Below are 15,057 nucleotides of genomic sequence, written 5' to 3' on the forward strand. Positions count from 1 at the left end.
TCATCGTATAAATTCCATCCGCAGTGGGCGTCCAAGCTATATTGTGTGTAAAGTTATAATTACTTAATGCAGAAATACTCAAAGAAGAAAGTGCGTCCGTAACTGGAGTTCCACCATTTACACTGTATTTCAAATTCATAGAAGTAATAGTAGTTGAACCATAATTATGAATAGTTCCGCTTACAGTTTTCGCAACGTTATTGCCAATGTAATAAGGTAAATTTTGAGCTGTAACGCCCATATCATAATTGCTTGGTGCAAAAACACTCACATTATCAACTCCTACTCCATACATTTGGTATCCGAAATTATTGTATGTAAAGGCAATCATCACATTCGCATTTCCTGCTGCATAAGCAGATATATCATACGTAGCATTTCTCCAATTATTATTACTTGCTCCTCCAATAGTATCAGCAGTTGTCCATGTAACTCCTCCGTTATTAGATACAGCAATGGTAGCTTGCTCAGTAGGTCCACTTGTATATCCTACTTCTTGAAACCAAACATCCAAAGAAACAAACACGTGGGCATAAGCAGCGCAATTCATACTAGATGAATACAAAGTATCATTGCTCAAATGTGCCTGACCTGTATTAGTATTCGTTGGTGCATTGTTATCGTAATCATCCACCCAAGCATACTCCGTATGCGCCGGAACAATCGTATTTAAGTTTGCTCCCATCGCGGTGCTTACATGCCAACCTGTATTTGTTACAGAACCTGCTTTTTGTTGTGACCATCCAGCGGGCATGCCTGACTGAAAATTTTGCGACTGGATAACTTGCGCATTTGTAGCGAAACAAAATGCAGCGAGGCACGTTACGCTGAGTAGTATTTTTTTCATGTTTTTTTGTTTATTAATTAGTAATTTTTTTTAGACCTTTAAATCGAATTTGTTTAGGGTAAAAGTAGAAATAAAAAATAGTAATTCCTACTTTTTTTTATTGATTATTGTATTCCTAAAATTACAATCGCCTCAAGACAGTTTATTTTAAAGGTGTTTCAAAAAAATATTTTTCGGGTTAGTATATATAAACTTTTTTAAAATTTTAGCGTAGAAGTATCCATAAGATTGCAAATTCAGATTTTAATCGTACTTTTACCCTGTCGAAAAAATATTTTTTTGGATGCATTTTTTTCAACCTAATAATTAAATAAAACATTATGAAAAAGACATTACTTTCCTTGCTATCGTTCTCATTGATTGCAACTATTTCCGTTGCACAGGGTGTATTTAAAATAACAGATCCAAATAACGGAAATATTGTTGTAAACAGTACAACTATTGATTATTGGGGTGCCCCAAATTCAATGATGGAAGCTAAACTAAATGTAAAAAACACAACAAATAGCAGTATCGATGTTTTTTGCAAACGCGATACTATTTCCACCGTGAGTGGAAGTACTAATCTTTTTTGTTGGGTTCTTTGCTACGGACCGAGTACCAATCAATCTCCTACAGGGATTGTTTTAGCTGCAGATTCCACCACTTCTTCTTTTTATGGTAAGTATACTACCGGACCAGGAACAGGTGTTACTACTATTAGATATGTATTTTTTGGTCAATATAATCCGAGTGATTCTTCTTACGTAACCGTAAATTATCACGTTACACCTACTGGAATTGCTACTTATACGCTTGGAAAAAATGCTTTGTCGCCGGCGTTTCCAAATCCTACTGCTAATTTAGTTTCTCTTTCTTATTCGTTGGAATCGGATGCAACTGTTGCAAAAATTATTTTTTACAACATGCTGGGAGAAAAAATAAAAGAATTACCGATTGATATCAATAACCGCGAAGGCATTGTAAAAGCAGATGTTACTGGAATGGATGCAGGAATTTATTTCTACTCTTTTGTTGTCAACGGTAAAACGATTGCAACTAAAAAATTAGTGGTAACACACTAAAAATTTACATTAAAATAAAACATTCGAAAAATTATTTTTTCAAGAGCTCTTTTACCAACGCCGGAACGCCCGTTCCGGCGTTTTCTTTTCTAAAAAAAAAGTTTTTTTGGCTTGGTATTTTTAAGCTGTTGGGGTCAATCACATATTTGGGCACATTTTCAAAAACAGCCTCCAATAACCCTGCCGCCGGATACACATTTAGCGAAGTTCCCACAACCATAAAAACACTTGCTTTTGCAGCCATCGCGTAAGCCATTTCCATATTCGGAACCAATTCTCCAAACCATACAATGTGCGGACGTAATTGAGAGCCTTTTTTGCAAACGTCGCCCAATTTTAATTCGGTTTTATTTATTTCGTAAATTAGCGATTCGTCTACGCTGCTGCGCGATTTCATGATTTCTCCATGCAAATGCAATACTTTTTTGGAGCCGGCTCTTTCGTGTAAATCGTCAATATTTTGAGTGATGATTTGCACATCGTATTTTTTTTCCAATTCTACCAATGCGAAGTGCGCGGCATTGGGTTTTGCATCCATCACTTGTTGTTTACGCTTGTTGTAAAAATCGAGTACTAAAGCGGGATTTTTTGCCCATGCTTCGGGCGTGGCAACGTCGTTAATATTATATTCTTCCCACAAACCGCCGGTATCACGAAATGTTTTTATTCCGCTTTCGGCACTTATTCCGGCTCCTGTAAAGACAACAATTTTTTTCATCCAAAAAAGCGTTTGAAAAATTATTTTTTTCGTAAGATGGTTACAAAACCTTTCATCGTCTTATCGTTCGGAACGTCTAAGATATAGTAATACGTGCCATCCGACAAATCGGAACCGTTCCATTCGTTGTGATAATTATCGTCTTCAAAAACTTTTTTTCCCCAACGATCATAAATAATTAATCTCGAATCAGGATGTCTTTCCAAATTTTGAATCACAAAATAATCATTTACATTGTCTCCGTTAGGTGTGAAAACATTGGGAATCATCACATCGCAGGCGTTTACATGTATGTACACAGAATCGGCGCCGCTTTCACAAAATCCTGGAACGGAAACTTTTATTTTCTTCATTCCGGGAGTATTCCAACTTAATGAATACGGTCCGGAACCGCTACCAGATAAGACATTTGCACTATCAAAATTCCAATTAAAAATATGTGAAGTAGAAGTATCGCTACAAAAAACGCGTACATTATCATTCGGACAAAGAGTATCTGCCATCAAATTAGTTTGGATGTGTAAGCTGCTACCACCAGTAAAACTGCCTGCCTCCAGAAAAACACCGGAATCAATATTTCCGTCGCCTCCATCGGCAATCGCAATTTTGATGTGGTATTTTTGTCCGCACTGAACGGGTGAAACAGCCGTCATTGGCTCCGTAAAACCATTGTATTGAACTGTTGTTCCGCCAGTATTATCAATATAATAATTAGAATGACTGTTGCAACACGGATTGGATGTATTGCAAACACTGGTACCTACGCAATTTCCATTTAAAGTGTTGATGGAAATCGGAGTAGTAGTAGTCGGAATCAATGCTAAATTTTTTTTTCCGACAATGCCAGGACCACTGATATAAAACGCGAATACATCATTGTCAGGGCAACACACGTATTCCGGGTATTCTTCCGAACCAAATACATAATGAAATTTAATCGTATCCGCATACGGCACAAAATCAAATTCTAACACGGCGGCATCAAATGTTGTTCCGCCCGAAGTAGCGCTCAAATCAGAATCTCCGGGCAAATGTAAATTCAATCCGGCACTTGTTTGATTGTTCGGACCAACCGCCAAATAAATACTTCCTGTTGTCATTAAAATACCGCTGCTGATGCCGATATTCGAGTTGGTTCCGTTAAAAAAGCCTGTTGCAATTTGCGCGCCTGTATATGTGATATTACTGGCAATTACACCGCTGCCCAGCAAAACGTTTTGTACTAATTGTTGCGGTGTTTGCGTGTTATTTACTACCAATTGTGCGAGCACATCGGAGGGTTTACAAAGCAAAAAAATGCTTGCGAAAAAAATGATTTTCTGAAAAAATTTCAACACAAAAAAAATTACTGTACAAATTTAGTAAAAGATTTTTATCAGAATTTTTGCTGAAAAAACAGCTTCAAAAAAATAATTTTTCGATGCGAAATTTTTGATACAAAAGAGTCATCGTAAAAAAAAATTTAAAGGGAGAAAAACGAAAGTCTATCGGCAAATTTTGTTGATTAACCAAAAAATATTTTATCTTTGGTATCTGAATAACAGATTTTTAAATTAAAAATAAACGTAAGATGGCAATAAAATTACCTCGTTACAGTTGTTTGAAAAATTATTTTTCCGATAAAGGAAAGTGCTTTTTTCTCATTTTGGGATGTTTTATTTTCTGTACATCCGCCTATTCTCAAACACATTCTTTTCAACCTAAATGGAAGGTAAATCCGTTTGATCAAAAAGTGTTTGTAGAAAACAAAACTCAATTTGATGGGAAAGACAGTCTGCCAAACAGCCCTATTTTATTTGGCATACGCAATAAAGGTGTCCAAATTTATTTTACTCCGAAAGGCTTGACATATCGACACGATGAATACAAAAAAATTAGTGGAGACGAACGCGAAAAATTAGAAAAAGAAGGTAAAACACACGAGGAATTAACGCAAGTAATTACGACAATGGCAAGTATGGAGTGGGAAAATTCCAATCCGAACGTGCAAATTATTGCAGAAGATAAAGTAAGTAATTATTTTACGTATGGCGATTTGCGCGACAATTCAGGCAAAACAACTATCAAAGCACAGGCTTATAAAAAAATACTTTACAAAAATTTATATTCAAATGTGGATGTGGAATATTCTTTTCCAGAAAATAAAGAAGGAATTGAATATGCGATTATTTTGCATCCAGGAGCAGATGTATCCCAGTTAAAAATGAAGTATTCTGGAAACGAAAAAATAAATTTGGATGCTATCGGAAACGCAGAAATAAATTCAGCCTTCGGAAGCATTATTGACCATGCGCCAATTACAAAAAATCAAAATGGACTGAAAATTAATTCCTCATTTCAGGTGAATGATAATATCGTTTCTTTCCATCTAAAAACCTACAATCACAGTGAAACTGTTATTATTGATCCTTGGGTTACAACGCCTACTTTTGCAGGCTCCTCCAATGCATATGATGTAGATTGTGATTTAGCAGGAAATGTTTATATTTATGGTGGAACTCCTCCTTTTACAGAATCAAAACTAAACAGCGCTGGCGTCATTTTATGGTCGTATACATCCACCCCCATAACCAGTAGTTACTATGGAGATTTTGCAGTGGACGGACACAGTCAAAATTCATACTTAACCGAAGGATTTAATTCTTCTGGAGCTGAGATTGTGAAGGTAAGCGGTGCAGGAACCCAATTAGCTGTGCTCCCTCCCAATCCAAATATGGTGGAAATGTGGAGAATCGTTTACAACAATTGTACACATACTTCTGTAATTGCTGGCGGAGGAACTGGACCAGTTTATCAAGCCTGCGTATTGGATACAAACGTAACAACCATAACACCTGTTAATATTTTAAATGCCGTAGAATGTTGCCATGATTTTGCCCTGTTAGCACAAGATAATGTTGGGAATTGCTACATGGCCACAGCTCAATCTGTGGGTTACCCTGGTAATTTCGACAATGTATTACTAAAAGCACCTATTCCTGCCTTGGCTCCCACAGCTTATCTGGTTTCTGATGGATATACCTTTGTAGAAGTAGGAAGTGTGACGTATGGACCCGGTCCGCCAAATGGTTTCAACGGAATGGCAACAAGTAATAATTTTCTCTATACCTATGATGGAGCTATTTTAAAGAAATGGAACCCTGCAACAGGTACTTTGTTAGCCAGTGCAACAATTACTGGAACCCCTTTTAATTCTGGCGGTATTGCTGTTGATATGTGTGATCATATTTTTATAGGAGTTGGTAATGCTATCAAACAATATGATGTTAATTTAAATCCTGTTGCTACAATCCCTGCAACTAATATTGTATATGATTTAAGATTAGGAGCTGGAGGACTGTTATATGCTTGCGGACTTGGTTTCGTGCAATCACTTTCAGTTACATTAGCTCCATGCACGGGAGGTTTAACTTTAACAATGACCTCCACAGGAGGTTGTGCCGCCGCAGGAACAGCAACCGTTACAGCTTCAGGAGGCGTTGGACCTTACTCATATTCATGGAGTACTGCGCCTTCGCAAAATACGGCCACTGCTACAGGACTCTCTTCTGGAGAATATTATGTAAGTGTAACCGATAATTCATGTATTCCTTTAACGTCTAAAGATTCCGTTCTAATTACATCGGGCGTTACAGCATCTTTAATCATAAGTGCCGTCCCTCCTATTGTTTGTCAAGGAGATTCGAGTTCCTTATCAGTATCAGGAGCAACAACCTACTCTTGGTCTCCCTCTACTGGGTTAAGTTCCACTACTTCTGCCAATCCAAAAGCAACTCCTCCAGCAACTACTACCTATACTGTAACTGGTACATCTGGTACATGCACAGGCACAGCACAAGTAACAGTAACCGTAAATCCACTCCCAATATTAAGGGTTAATTCTGCCGCTATTTGTATTGGAAATAGCGTTACTTTAAACGCCAGTGGAGGAATAACATACAGTTGGACCCCAGCGACAGGATTAAGTTCTAGCACTTTGTCAAACCCAGTTGCAAACCCAATTGTTACCACCAATTATACGGTATCTGCTACCGATAATGGCTGTTCAAGCACTGCTAGTGCCACCGTAACAGTTCGCCCATTGCCAATGGTAGCTTTTTCAGCTGATACTACTCACGGTTGTGCCCCTGTTTGTGTAAAATTTACAAACCTCAGCACTCCAACAAGTATGACAGCAGTATGGGTATTTGGGAATGGTAATACAAGTACCAACTCCCCTATTGCCAATAATTGTTATCCAAATCCTGGAACCTATACCATAAAACTTGCCGTAACAGATAGCTTAGGTTGTTCCAATACGGCATCCATAAACAATATGATAACAGTATATCAAAACCCAATAGCTGCCTTTTCAATGGCTCCTCAGCCAGCAATTATCATTGATCCGATTGTTTATTTTACCGATCATTCCACAGGAGGAGTCAATCAATGGGAATGGAATTTTGGAGATGTGCCAAATTCAGCCTCTTCTTTACAAAACCCACAATATACCTACCCTGACACTGGATATTACAACGTTCAACTTATTGTAACCAATAATTATGGCTGTAAGGACAGCATTACACAAATAGCTTATATTGAAGGGGATTTTGTATTGTATATACCAAATGCATTTACGCCCAATAACGATGGACTAAATGACGTGTTTTTACCAACTGGATCGGACGTGGATGTAAACAATTACGATATGTCTATTTTCGACCGCTGGGGAAATTTAATTTTTCATACAACCAATTTCTATCAAGGTTGGGACGGAAAAGCCAATGGAGGAAAAGCTATTGCACAGGAAGATGTCTATGTTTGGAAAATCAGCGTCAAAGATTTTAAGGAAAAAAGCCATTTATACATTGGGCACGTTTCCTTAATGAAATAAAATAATCCGTTTTGAATTTTGATATTTTGGGCTCTCAAAAAATTATTTTTCTAAATGATAAATATAAGTCGTTTGATTATTATTTACGGGATTCATGTAATTGAGTAACCAATCAATAAAGCTGGGCTGAATAGTGGTTTCGTAAGTTAAATCGGGGTAATATTTTTTCATCGTGGCAACACGCGCATCAATATTTTCTTTTTGCATAAATACTACGTAATTGGGTAAAATGGGAGAGTTTTTTAATTCGGTTGTTTGTTTATAAAGCGAATCCAGTGGAAATTTTTTAGTTACGAAAAATACGTGTCCCCATTTTTGCAAATAAAACAATGGCAGCATCGTAAATTTATCGTTGTCGCTGTCTTCGATAACAATGGAGCGAACATCGTGTTTCGCAGCGATATACGTCATGGCTTCTACGCGATTTCGTTTGGAATAGGAAACCGAAACTACCAATAATGGCAAGAGATTTACGCTCCAAAAAAATATCCAGCAAACGCGAGTTAATTTTGGTCGCTTTTGCCAAAAAGCTGATTTTTCTTGAAATTCGCTCCAGCCCACCCATCCTAAAATAATAATAAAAGGAATAATCGGAATGATGAAACGCTCTTGTTTATTGGGGAAATAGCAATGGAACGCAAAAAAAATAAAACTTGGTAAAAATAAAATTAACTGTGTTTTCCATTTTTTTACGAAACCAAAAAGTAAAGCCAAACTTATTGGAGGAATCAAAATCCCCGTTAACAAAGGGAAATAATTGTACCAAGGTTGTGTGTTGTACGAAGTTGAATGCGCTAAATTGTAGCGAACGTATTCTCTAAATTCAACAAAAGGGGCGTGCCAGACAAATGAATCGACAACGCCCTGTATCGCGGCAGCGCAGAGTGCAAAGCCAATGCCGAGTGTGATTGCTTCTTTCCATTTTTTCTGAAAGAGGAGCGCTAAACCAAAACCTCCGCAAAATAAAATAGATTGAAAACGAATGGAAAATGCAATGCCGACGATGAAACCAATCCATAAATAGGTGCGGAAAGAAAATTTTTTTTCGGAAGCGATTAACAATAACCACGTGGCGTACATCAAAGGTGGAATGCAAACAAATTCTACCAAATTACGAACGCTTAAAAAAGGCATAAACCAAAATAAAGCAAGTAGTATTCCAACTACTTTCGCACGTTTTTGGTCGGCAATTTTCTCGGTAATTTTATATCCAAAATAAATAATACTGATAGATAATACGGCGTGTAAAAAACGAACGAGATACATTTTGTGTTGAGGATCTGTAACGCCGATTTGTTTGAGCAACCAAAACAATATAAAATGTAATCCGGTATAAAAAAAACTATGTCCAGAAGGGTGCATCGCAGGCTCATGACTAAACGGAAGCCAACTGTTGTAATCGGCACCATCTACCCAAGATTGCGCCGGTTCGATGACCAAAAAATGATCGTCGTGCATGCCATATCCTTTCGAAAAAATAACAGCTAAAATGCGAAAAAAACATCCTGCTAAAAGAATCAGCAGCAGCGGTTTTTCATTCCATAATTGTTTGATCCGTAGAATCATTTTGCGAAAAAATAATTCTACGAAAGTAGTAAACAGTTTTCGAAGAATTATCAACAAACCTGCTTTTTAATTCATAAAAAAATACTACATTCGCGCAAAATTTTAAAAATAATTTTTTTAAGCACACATAAAAAATGGCACAGAAAAACGGGAAAATAGTACAGGTAATTGGTCCTGTAATTGACGTAAGTTTTGAAGAAACAGGCGGTAAATTGCCGAGTATCTTGGACGCTCTTGAGATTGTGAGAGATAACGGACAAAAAGTAATTTTAGAATGTCAACAGCACATTGGCGAAGATACTGTGAGAACAGTAGCGATGGATTCCAGCGATGGACTTAGAAGAGGAATGGAAGTGATTGCAACTGGCGCTCCAATTAAAATGCCGATTGGCGATAAAGTAAAAGGACGTTTATTTAATGTAGTTGGCGAAGCCATTGATGGAATTGATCAAGTTTCCAACGAAGGTGGTTATGCGATTCATAGAATGCCTCCTAAATTTGAAGAACTTTCCACAGCTACCGAAGTCTTATATACTGGAATTAAAGTTATTGACTTATTAGAGCCTTACGCGAAAGGCGGTAAAATTGGTTTGTTTGGTGGTGCGGGTGTTGGCAAAACCGTATTGATTATGGAATTGGTAAATAACATCGCGAAGGCATATTCCGGATTATCCGTATTTGCGGGCGTTGGCGAAAGAACCAGAGAAGGAAACGATTTGTTGAGAGAGTTTATCGAATCGGACGTTATCAATTATGGAAAAGAGTTTAAACATTCGATGGAACAAGGTGGTTGGGATTTATCGAAAGTAGATAAAAAAGCCTTGACAGAATCCAAAGCAACATTGGTGTTCGGACAAATGAACGAACCTCCTGGAGCACGTGCTCGTGTGGCTTTATCAGGATTAACAATGGCAGAATATTTCCGCGATGGAGATGAAAAATCTGGCGGACGTGATATTTTATTTTTCGTAGATATTATTTTCCGTTTTACACAAGCAGGTGCGGAAGTATCGGCTTTATTGGGTCGTATGCCTTCTGCGGTAGGTTATCAGCCAACACTTTCCACAGAAATGGGAATGATGCAAGAGCGTATTACTTCTACAAAAAGAGGTTCTATCACTTCTGTTCAGGCGGTTTATGTACCTGCGGATGACTTGACGGATCCGGCTCCGGCTACCACTTTTGCGCATTTGGATGCTACTACGGTATTGAGTCGTAAAATTGCTGAGTTAGGAATTTATCCTGCGGTGGATCCATTGGATTCTACTTCTCGTATTCTTTCTCCAACCGTTTTGGGTGATGCGCATTATAACACTGCTCAACGCGTGAAACAAATTTTACAACGTTACAAAGAGTTGCAAGATATTATCGCGATTCTTGGAATGGACGAACTTTCGGAAGAAGATAAATTGGTAGTTCAACGCGCCAGACGTGTTCAACGTTTCTTGTCGCAACCATTCCACGTTGCCGAACAATTTACAGGTTTGAAAGGCGTACTTGTTACAATCGAAGATACTATCAAAGGATTTAATATGATTTTAGATGGCGAAGTGGATGAATATCCAGAAGCTGCCTTCAATCTTGTTGGAACCATTGAAGATGCAATTGAAAAAGGGAAGAAAATTCTCGCGGAAGCGAATTAATAATAATTTGAAGATTCGACGATTTGAAAATGTATGAATGAAAAAGTGAAATGCGTGACGATAAAGAAAATATAATCGTTGATTTAACATTTCAGTTTTCGTTAGAGTTGATTGAATATGTTGAGTTATTAGAAGCAAACAGGAAGTTCATAATCGCCAATCAGTTATTGCGTTCAGGAACTTCGGTTGGTGCGAATGTAAGAGAAGCACAAAACGCAGAAAGCAAAGCAGATTTTATTCATAAAATAAAAATTGCCTTGAAAGAAGCCGAAGAAACGGAATATTGGTTGTTGTTGGCGAAACATTCAAAACAATATCCGACTGAAGAAAATTTATTATTGAAAATTGCATCTATTTTAAAAATTCTATCAAAAATTATTGGTTCGTTAAAAAGAAATAATACATAAATTTTCAGAGAAATCGTCAAATAAATTCATTCTCAAATTTTCAAATTGTCACCATGTTTTTAGAAATCATTACTCCGGATAAAAAATTATACAGCGGCGAAGTAAAATCGGTACAAGTGCCCGGCGCAGATGGTTCGTTTGGTGTTTTAGATGCGCATGCGCCTGTAATTGCTACTTTGCAAGAAGGAAAAATAAAGATTACCGACGATAAACACGGCGTGCAATTAATTGAAATTAAAGGCGGCGTGGTAGAAGTGTTGCGTAATAAAGTAACTGTTTTAGCAGAATAAATTTCTTTTCTCTTTCGCGAAAAATTATTTTTTTGGGACGCCTTTTTTGTCTTTGGAAAAATATTTTTTTGAACCACTTTTAATTGTTTTGAAAAAATAATTTTTCAAAACAAATTTATCTCATCACAAAAATCTTTTTTTTACCCTTCGAAAAATTATTTTTTCGGAAGCACAATTTATCGTTTCAAAAATTATTTTTTTGAACGGCTTTTTTACTTTTCTTCCTCCGAAAAATAAACTAAATTTGCCAGCTTAAATAAAAACATAAAACAGCATTCCATGTTAGAATCATTCACGGCGTCCATTTCGAAAATGTTTGGTAATAAATCCGACCGAGATTTAAAAACAATTCATCCGATTGTCGATCAAATCCATAAAATATATCCAAGCATCCAAATACTCAGCAACGATGCGCTTCGCGCGAAGACGCAAGAGTTTAAACAACGCATCGCGGACGAAATAAAAGCCGACGAAGCGCGCAGCGAAGACTTAAAAAAGCAAGCAGAATTTTCGGACGATTTATCCATCGAAGAAAAAGAAAAATTATACGCGGAAATTGATCAACTTAAAAAAACAATTACCGAAACGATTAAAAAAAGTTTAGATGCCATTCTTCCGGAAGCTTTTTCTGTGATGAAAGAAACGGCAAAGCGTTTCAAAGAAAACGAAGCTGTAGAAGTAACGGCAACGGCGCTCGACAAAGATTTTTCTGCTTCCAGAAACAGCGTTCAAATAAAAGGCGAAAAAGCATTTTGGAGCAATACTTGGAAAGCCGCAGGAACAGACGTCAAATGGGACATGGTGCATTACGATGTGCAATTAATTGGAGGCATTGTTTTGCACGAAGGAAAAATTGCGGAGATGGCAACGGGCGAAGGAAAAACTTTGGTGGCTACTTTGCCGATGTACCTTAATGCCCTTTCTGGCAGAGGCGTTCACTTGGTTACGGTAAATGATTATTTGGCAAAACGAGATTCGGAATGGATGGGAACTTTATTCGAATTTCATGGATTGACAGTGGATTGTATTGATAAACATGAACCGAATTCTCCCGAAAGAAGACAAGCGTATTTAGCGGATATTACATACGGAACCAATAACGAATTTGGTTTCGATTATTTACGTGATAACATGGGTCACAGCGTGGAAGATTTGGTGCAACGCGCACCTAATTACGCGATTGTGGATGAGGTAGATTCCGTGTTGATTGACGATGCGCGTACGCCGCTTATTATTTCTGGACCTACGCCAAAAGGCGATAAACAGGAGTTTCAAGCATTAAAACCAAGAATCGAAAAAATTGTAAATGCTCAAAAATCATATATCAATACAGCTTTAGCTGATGCCAAAAAATTAATTTCCGAAGGCAAAGAAAAAGAAGGAGGATTGGCTCTATTCCGTTGTTACAGAGGATTGCCGAAAAACAAAGCACTCATCAAATATTTAAGCGAGCCCGGAATTCGTGCGATTTTGCAAAAAACAGAAAACTTTTATTTGCAAGATCAGGAAAGAGAAATGCACAAAGCAGATGAAGAATTATTTTTTGTGATTGATGAAAAAAATAATTCCATTGAACTTTCTGAAAAAGGATATGATTTACTCACTACATCCAGCGAAGATGCTAAGTTTTTTGTGTTGCCAGATGTAGGTGCTGAAATTGCAGAAATTGAAAAATCAGAAAAAAGTATTGAGGAAAAAGCAGTTCAGAAAGATGAATTGCTTCGAGATTTTAGTGTGAAATCTGAATTGGTTCACACCATCAATCAATTGTTGAAAGCCTATACGCTTTTTGAGATTGATGTGGAATACGTAATCATCGATGGTAAAATTAAAATTGTGGATGAGCAAACTGGTCGTATCATGGAAGGCAGAAGGTATTCCGACGGTTTGCACCAAGCTTTGGAAGCCAAAGAAAATGTGAAAGTAGAAGCTGCAACACAAACGTACGCCACCATTACTTTGCAAAATTATTTCCGGATGTACAATAAATTGGCGGGGATGACGGGTACTGCAGAAACGGAAGCAGGCGAATTTTGGGATATTTATAAATTGGATGTTGTCGTTATTCCTACCAACAGAAAAATTGCACGTGCAGACAGGGAAGATTTGGTGTACAAAACCAAACGCGAAAAATACAATGCGGTTATTGATGAAATTGTAAAATGTGTAGAAGCAAAACGTCCAGTATTGGTGGGTACAACTTCTGTCGAAATTTCAGAATTATTAAGTCGCACGCTTAAATTACGCGGTATCAAACACAATGTCCTCAACGCCAAATTACATCAGAAAGAAGCAGACATTGTTGCAGAAGCAGGACGTCCTGGAACCGTTACCATTGCTACCAATATGGCAGGAAGGGGAACGGATATTAAACTCGGGCCTGGCGTAAAAGAAGCAGGAGGTTTGGCAATTATTGGTACGGAACGCCACGAATCCAGACGTGTAGACAGACAATTACGCGGACGTTCCGGAAGACAAGGAGATCCAGGATCAACACAATTTTTTGTTTCCTTGGAAGATGATTTGATGCGCCTTTTCGGATCGGAAAGAATCGCGAAATTAATGGACAGAATGGGTTTGAAAGAAGGCGAAGTAATTCAGCATTCCATGATTACAAAATCCATTGAACGTGCGCAACGAAAAGTGGAGGAAAACAATTTCGGTATTCGTAAACGATTAATTGAATACGATGACGTGATGAATGCGCAACGGGAAGTTATCTACACGAAAAGAAAACACGCACTTTATGGCGAACGCATTTCCGTGGACATTGCTAATATGTTGACTGATGTGTGCGAAAATATTACGGATGAATTTCACGAAACGCAAGATTACGAAGGATTTAAAATGGAATTGATTCGATTACTTTCTTTAGAATCTCCTATTTCTGAAAAAGAATTTGCCGATTTAACAAACGTAGCTATTGGCGCAAAAACGTATGAGACAGCGGCTTTGCAATACAAAAATAAAAGTGCAGCCATTGCGATAAAAGCCTTCCCAACGATAAAAAACGTGCACGAAAGTCCATCCAATCAATATGAAAATATGATTACAACACTTTCGGACGGAATACGAACCATGCAAGTATTGGTCAATCTTCAAAAAGCATACGATTCGAAAGGAAAAGAAATGGTTTCGTCCTTTGAAAAATCTGTTATTTTAGCGATGATTGACGATGCTTGGAAAGAACATTTGCGCGAAATGGATGATTTAAAACAATCGGTTCAAAATGCGTCGTACGAACAAAAAGATCCTTTGTTGGTTTACAAATTTGAGTCGTTCGAATTGTTCAAATCCATGATTACGAAAGTGTATAAGGATGCGATTTCTTTTTTGATAAAAGGAAATTTAATGAATGAAAATCCGACACAACAACGTGCGCCGCAACGCGAAGACACAAGTCGTTTACAAACCAGTCGTAGTGGAATAGAACCTGGCGCGCAGCGTCAAGAAGAACAACCAAAATCACAACCAGTAAGAGCAGAAGAAAAAACAGGTCGTAACGAACCTTGTCCTTGTGGAAGTGGCAAAAAATTTAAGAATTGTCACGGAAAATAATTTTTTCGAAAGGCAATATTATTTTTCAACTTACAAAAGAAGAATTTGAAAATATCAGATTTCAAATTGATATTTTAAATCAAAGTATGTC

The 15,057-nt window shown here is 37.5% G+C and carries 10 protein-coding genes; 6 read left to right on the forward strand and 4 right to left on the reverse strand.

From position 1 onward, the window contains the following. Positions 1–847: hypothetical protein (locus tag ABIZ51_09195; GenBank protein ID MEO7088954.1), on the reverse strand; the 847-nt coding region annotated here is incomplete at its 3' end. Between the two features lie 320 nt (positions 848–1,167). Here ABIZ51_09195 and ABIZ51_09200 point away from each other — a divergent pair. Then, positions 1,168–1,911: a T9SS type A sorting domain-containing protein gene (locus ABIZ51_09200; GenBank protein ID MEO7088955.1), complete on the forward strand. Its 744-nt coding sequence runs from the start codon at positions 1,168–1,170 to the stop codon at positions 1,909–1,911. Between the two features lie 31 nt (positions 1,912–1,942). Here the strand turns inward: ABIZ51_09200 and ABIZ51_09205 are convergent, their stop codons facing one another. Next, on the reverse strand, positions 1,943–2,629 hold the full coding sequence (locus ABIZ51_09205; protein ID MEO7088956.1) for an NAD-dependent deacylase: 687 nt from the start codon (positions 2,627–2,629) through the stop codon (positions 1,943–1,945). 20 nt (positions 2,630–2,649) lie between these two features. After that, complete coding sequence (locus ABIZ51_09210) at positions 2,650–3,921, reverse strand: choice-of-anchor L domain-containing protein (GenBank protein MEO7088957.1); 1,272 nt, start codon at positions 3,919–3,921, stop codon at positions 2,650–2,652. A 278-nt stretch (positions 3,922–4,199) separates the two neighbouring features. Here ABIZ51_09210 and ABIZ51_09215 point away from each other — a divergent pair, with 278 nt between their 5' ends. Next, positions 4,200–7,502: a PKD domain-containing protein gene (locus tag ABIZ51_09215; GenBank protein MEO7088958.1), complete on the forward strand. Its 3,303-nt coding sequence runs from the start codon at positions 4,200–4,202 to the stop codon at positions 7,500–7,502. A gap of 42 nt (positions 7,503–7,544) precedes the next feature. On the opposite strand, the gene ABIZ51_09220 is transcribed toward ABIZ51_09215, so the two are convergent. Next, positions 7,545–9,068, reverse strand: coding sequence for a glycosyltransferase family 39 protein (locus ABIZ51_09220; protein MEO7088959.1), 1,524 nt, complete (start codon positions 9,066–9,068; stop codon positions 7,545–7,547). 134 nt (positions 9,069–9,202) lie between these two features. Here ABIZ51_09220 and atpD point away from each other — a divergent pair, with 134 nt between their 5' ends. The 4 genes from atpD (at position 9,203) to secA (ending at position 14,966) form a co-directional block, all read left to right on the forward strand. Beyond that, positions 9,203–10,711 (forward strand): F0F1 ATP synthase subunit beta, encoded by a 1,509-nt coding sequence (atpD, locus tag ABIZ51_09225; protein ID MEO7088960.1) that lies wholly within the window; start codon positions 9,203–9,205, stop codon positions 10,709–10,711. Positions 10,712–10,761: 50 nt separating this feature from the next. Then, positions 10,762–11,118: a four helix bundle protein gene (locus ABIZ51_09230; GenBank protein MEO7088961.1), complete on the forward strand. Its 357-nt coding sequence runs from the start codon at positions 10,762–10,764 to the stop codon at positions 11,116–11,118. Between the two features lie 53 nt (positions 11,119–11,171). Further along, positions 11,172–11,408 (forward strand): ATP synthase F1 subunit epsilon, encoded by a 237-nt coding sequence (gene atpC / locus ABIZ51_09235; protein MEO7088962.1) that lies wholly within the window; start codon positions 11,172–11,174, stop codon positions 11,406–11,408. A gap of 279 nt (positions 11,409–11,687) precedes the next feature. Further along, the gene (gene secA, locus ABIZ51_09240) at positions 11,688–14,966 is read left to right on the forward strand and encodes a preprotein translocase subunit SecA (GenBank protein ID MEO7088963.1); all 3,279 of its coding nucleotides are present in this window, start codon (positions 11,688–11,690) and stop codon (positions 14,964–14,966) included. The last annotated feature ends 91 nt before the right edge of the window (positions 14,967–15,057 follow it).

It is taken from the genome of Bacteroidia bacterium (assembly GCA_039924845.1).
Taxonomy (GTDB): domain Bacteria; phylum Bacteroidota; class Bacteroidia; order DATLTG01; family DATLTG01; genus DATLTG01.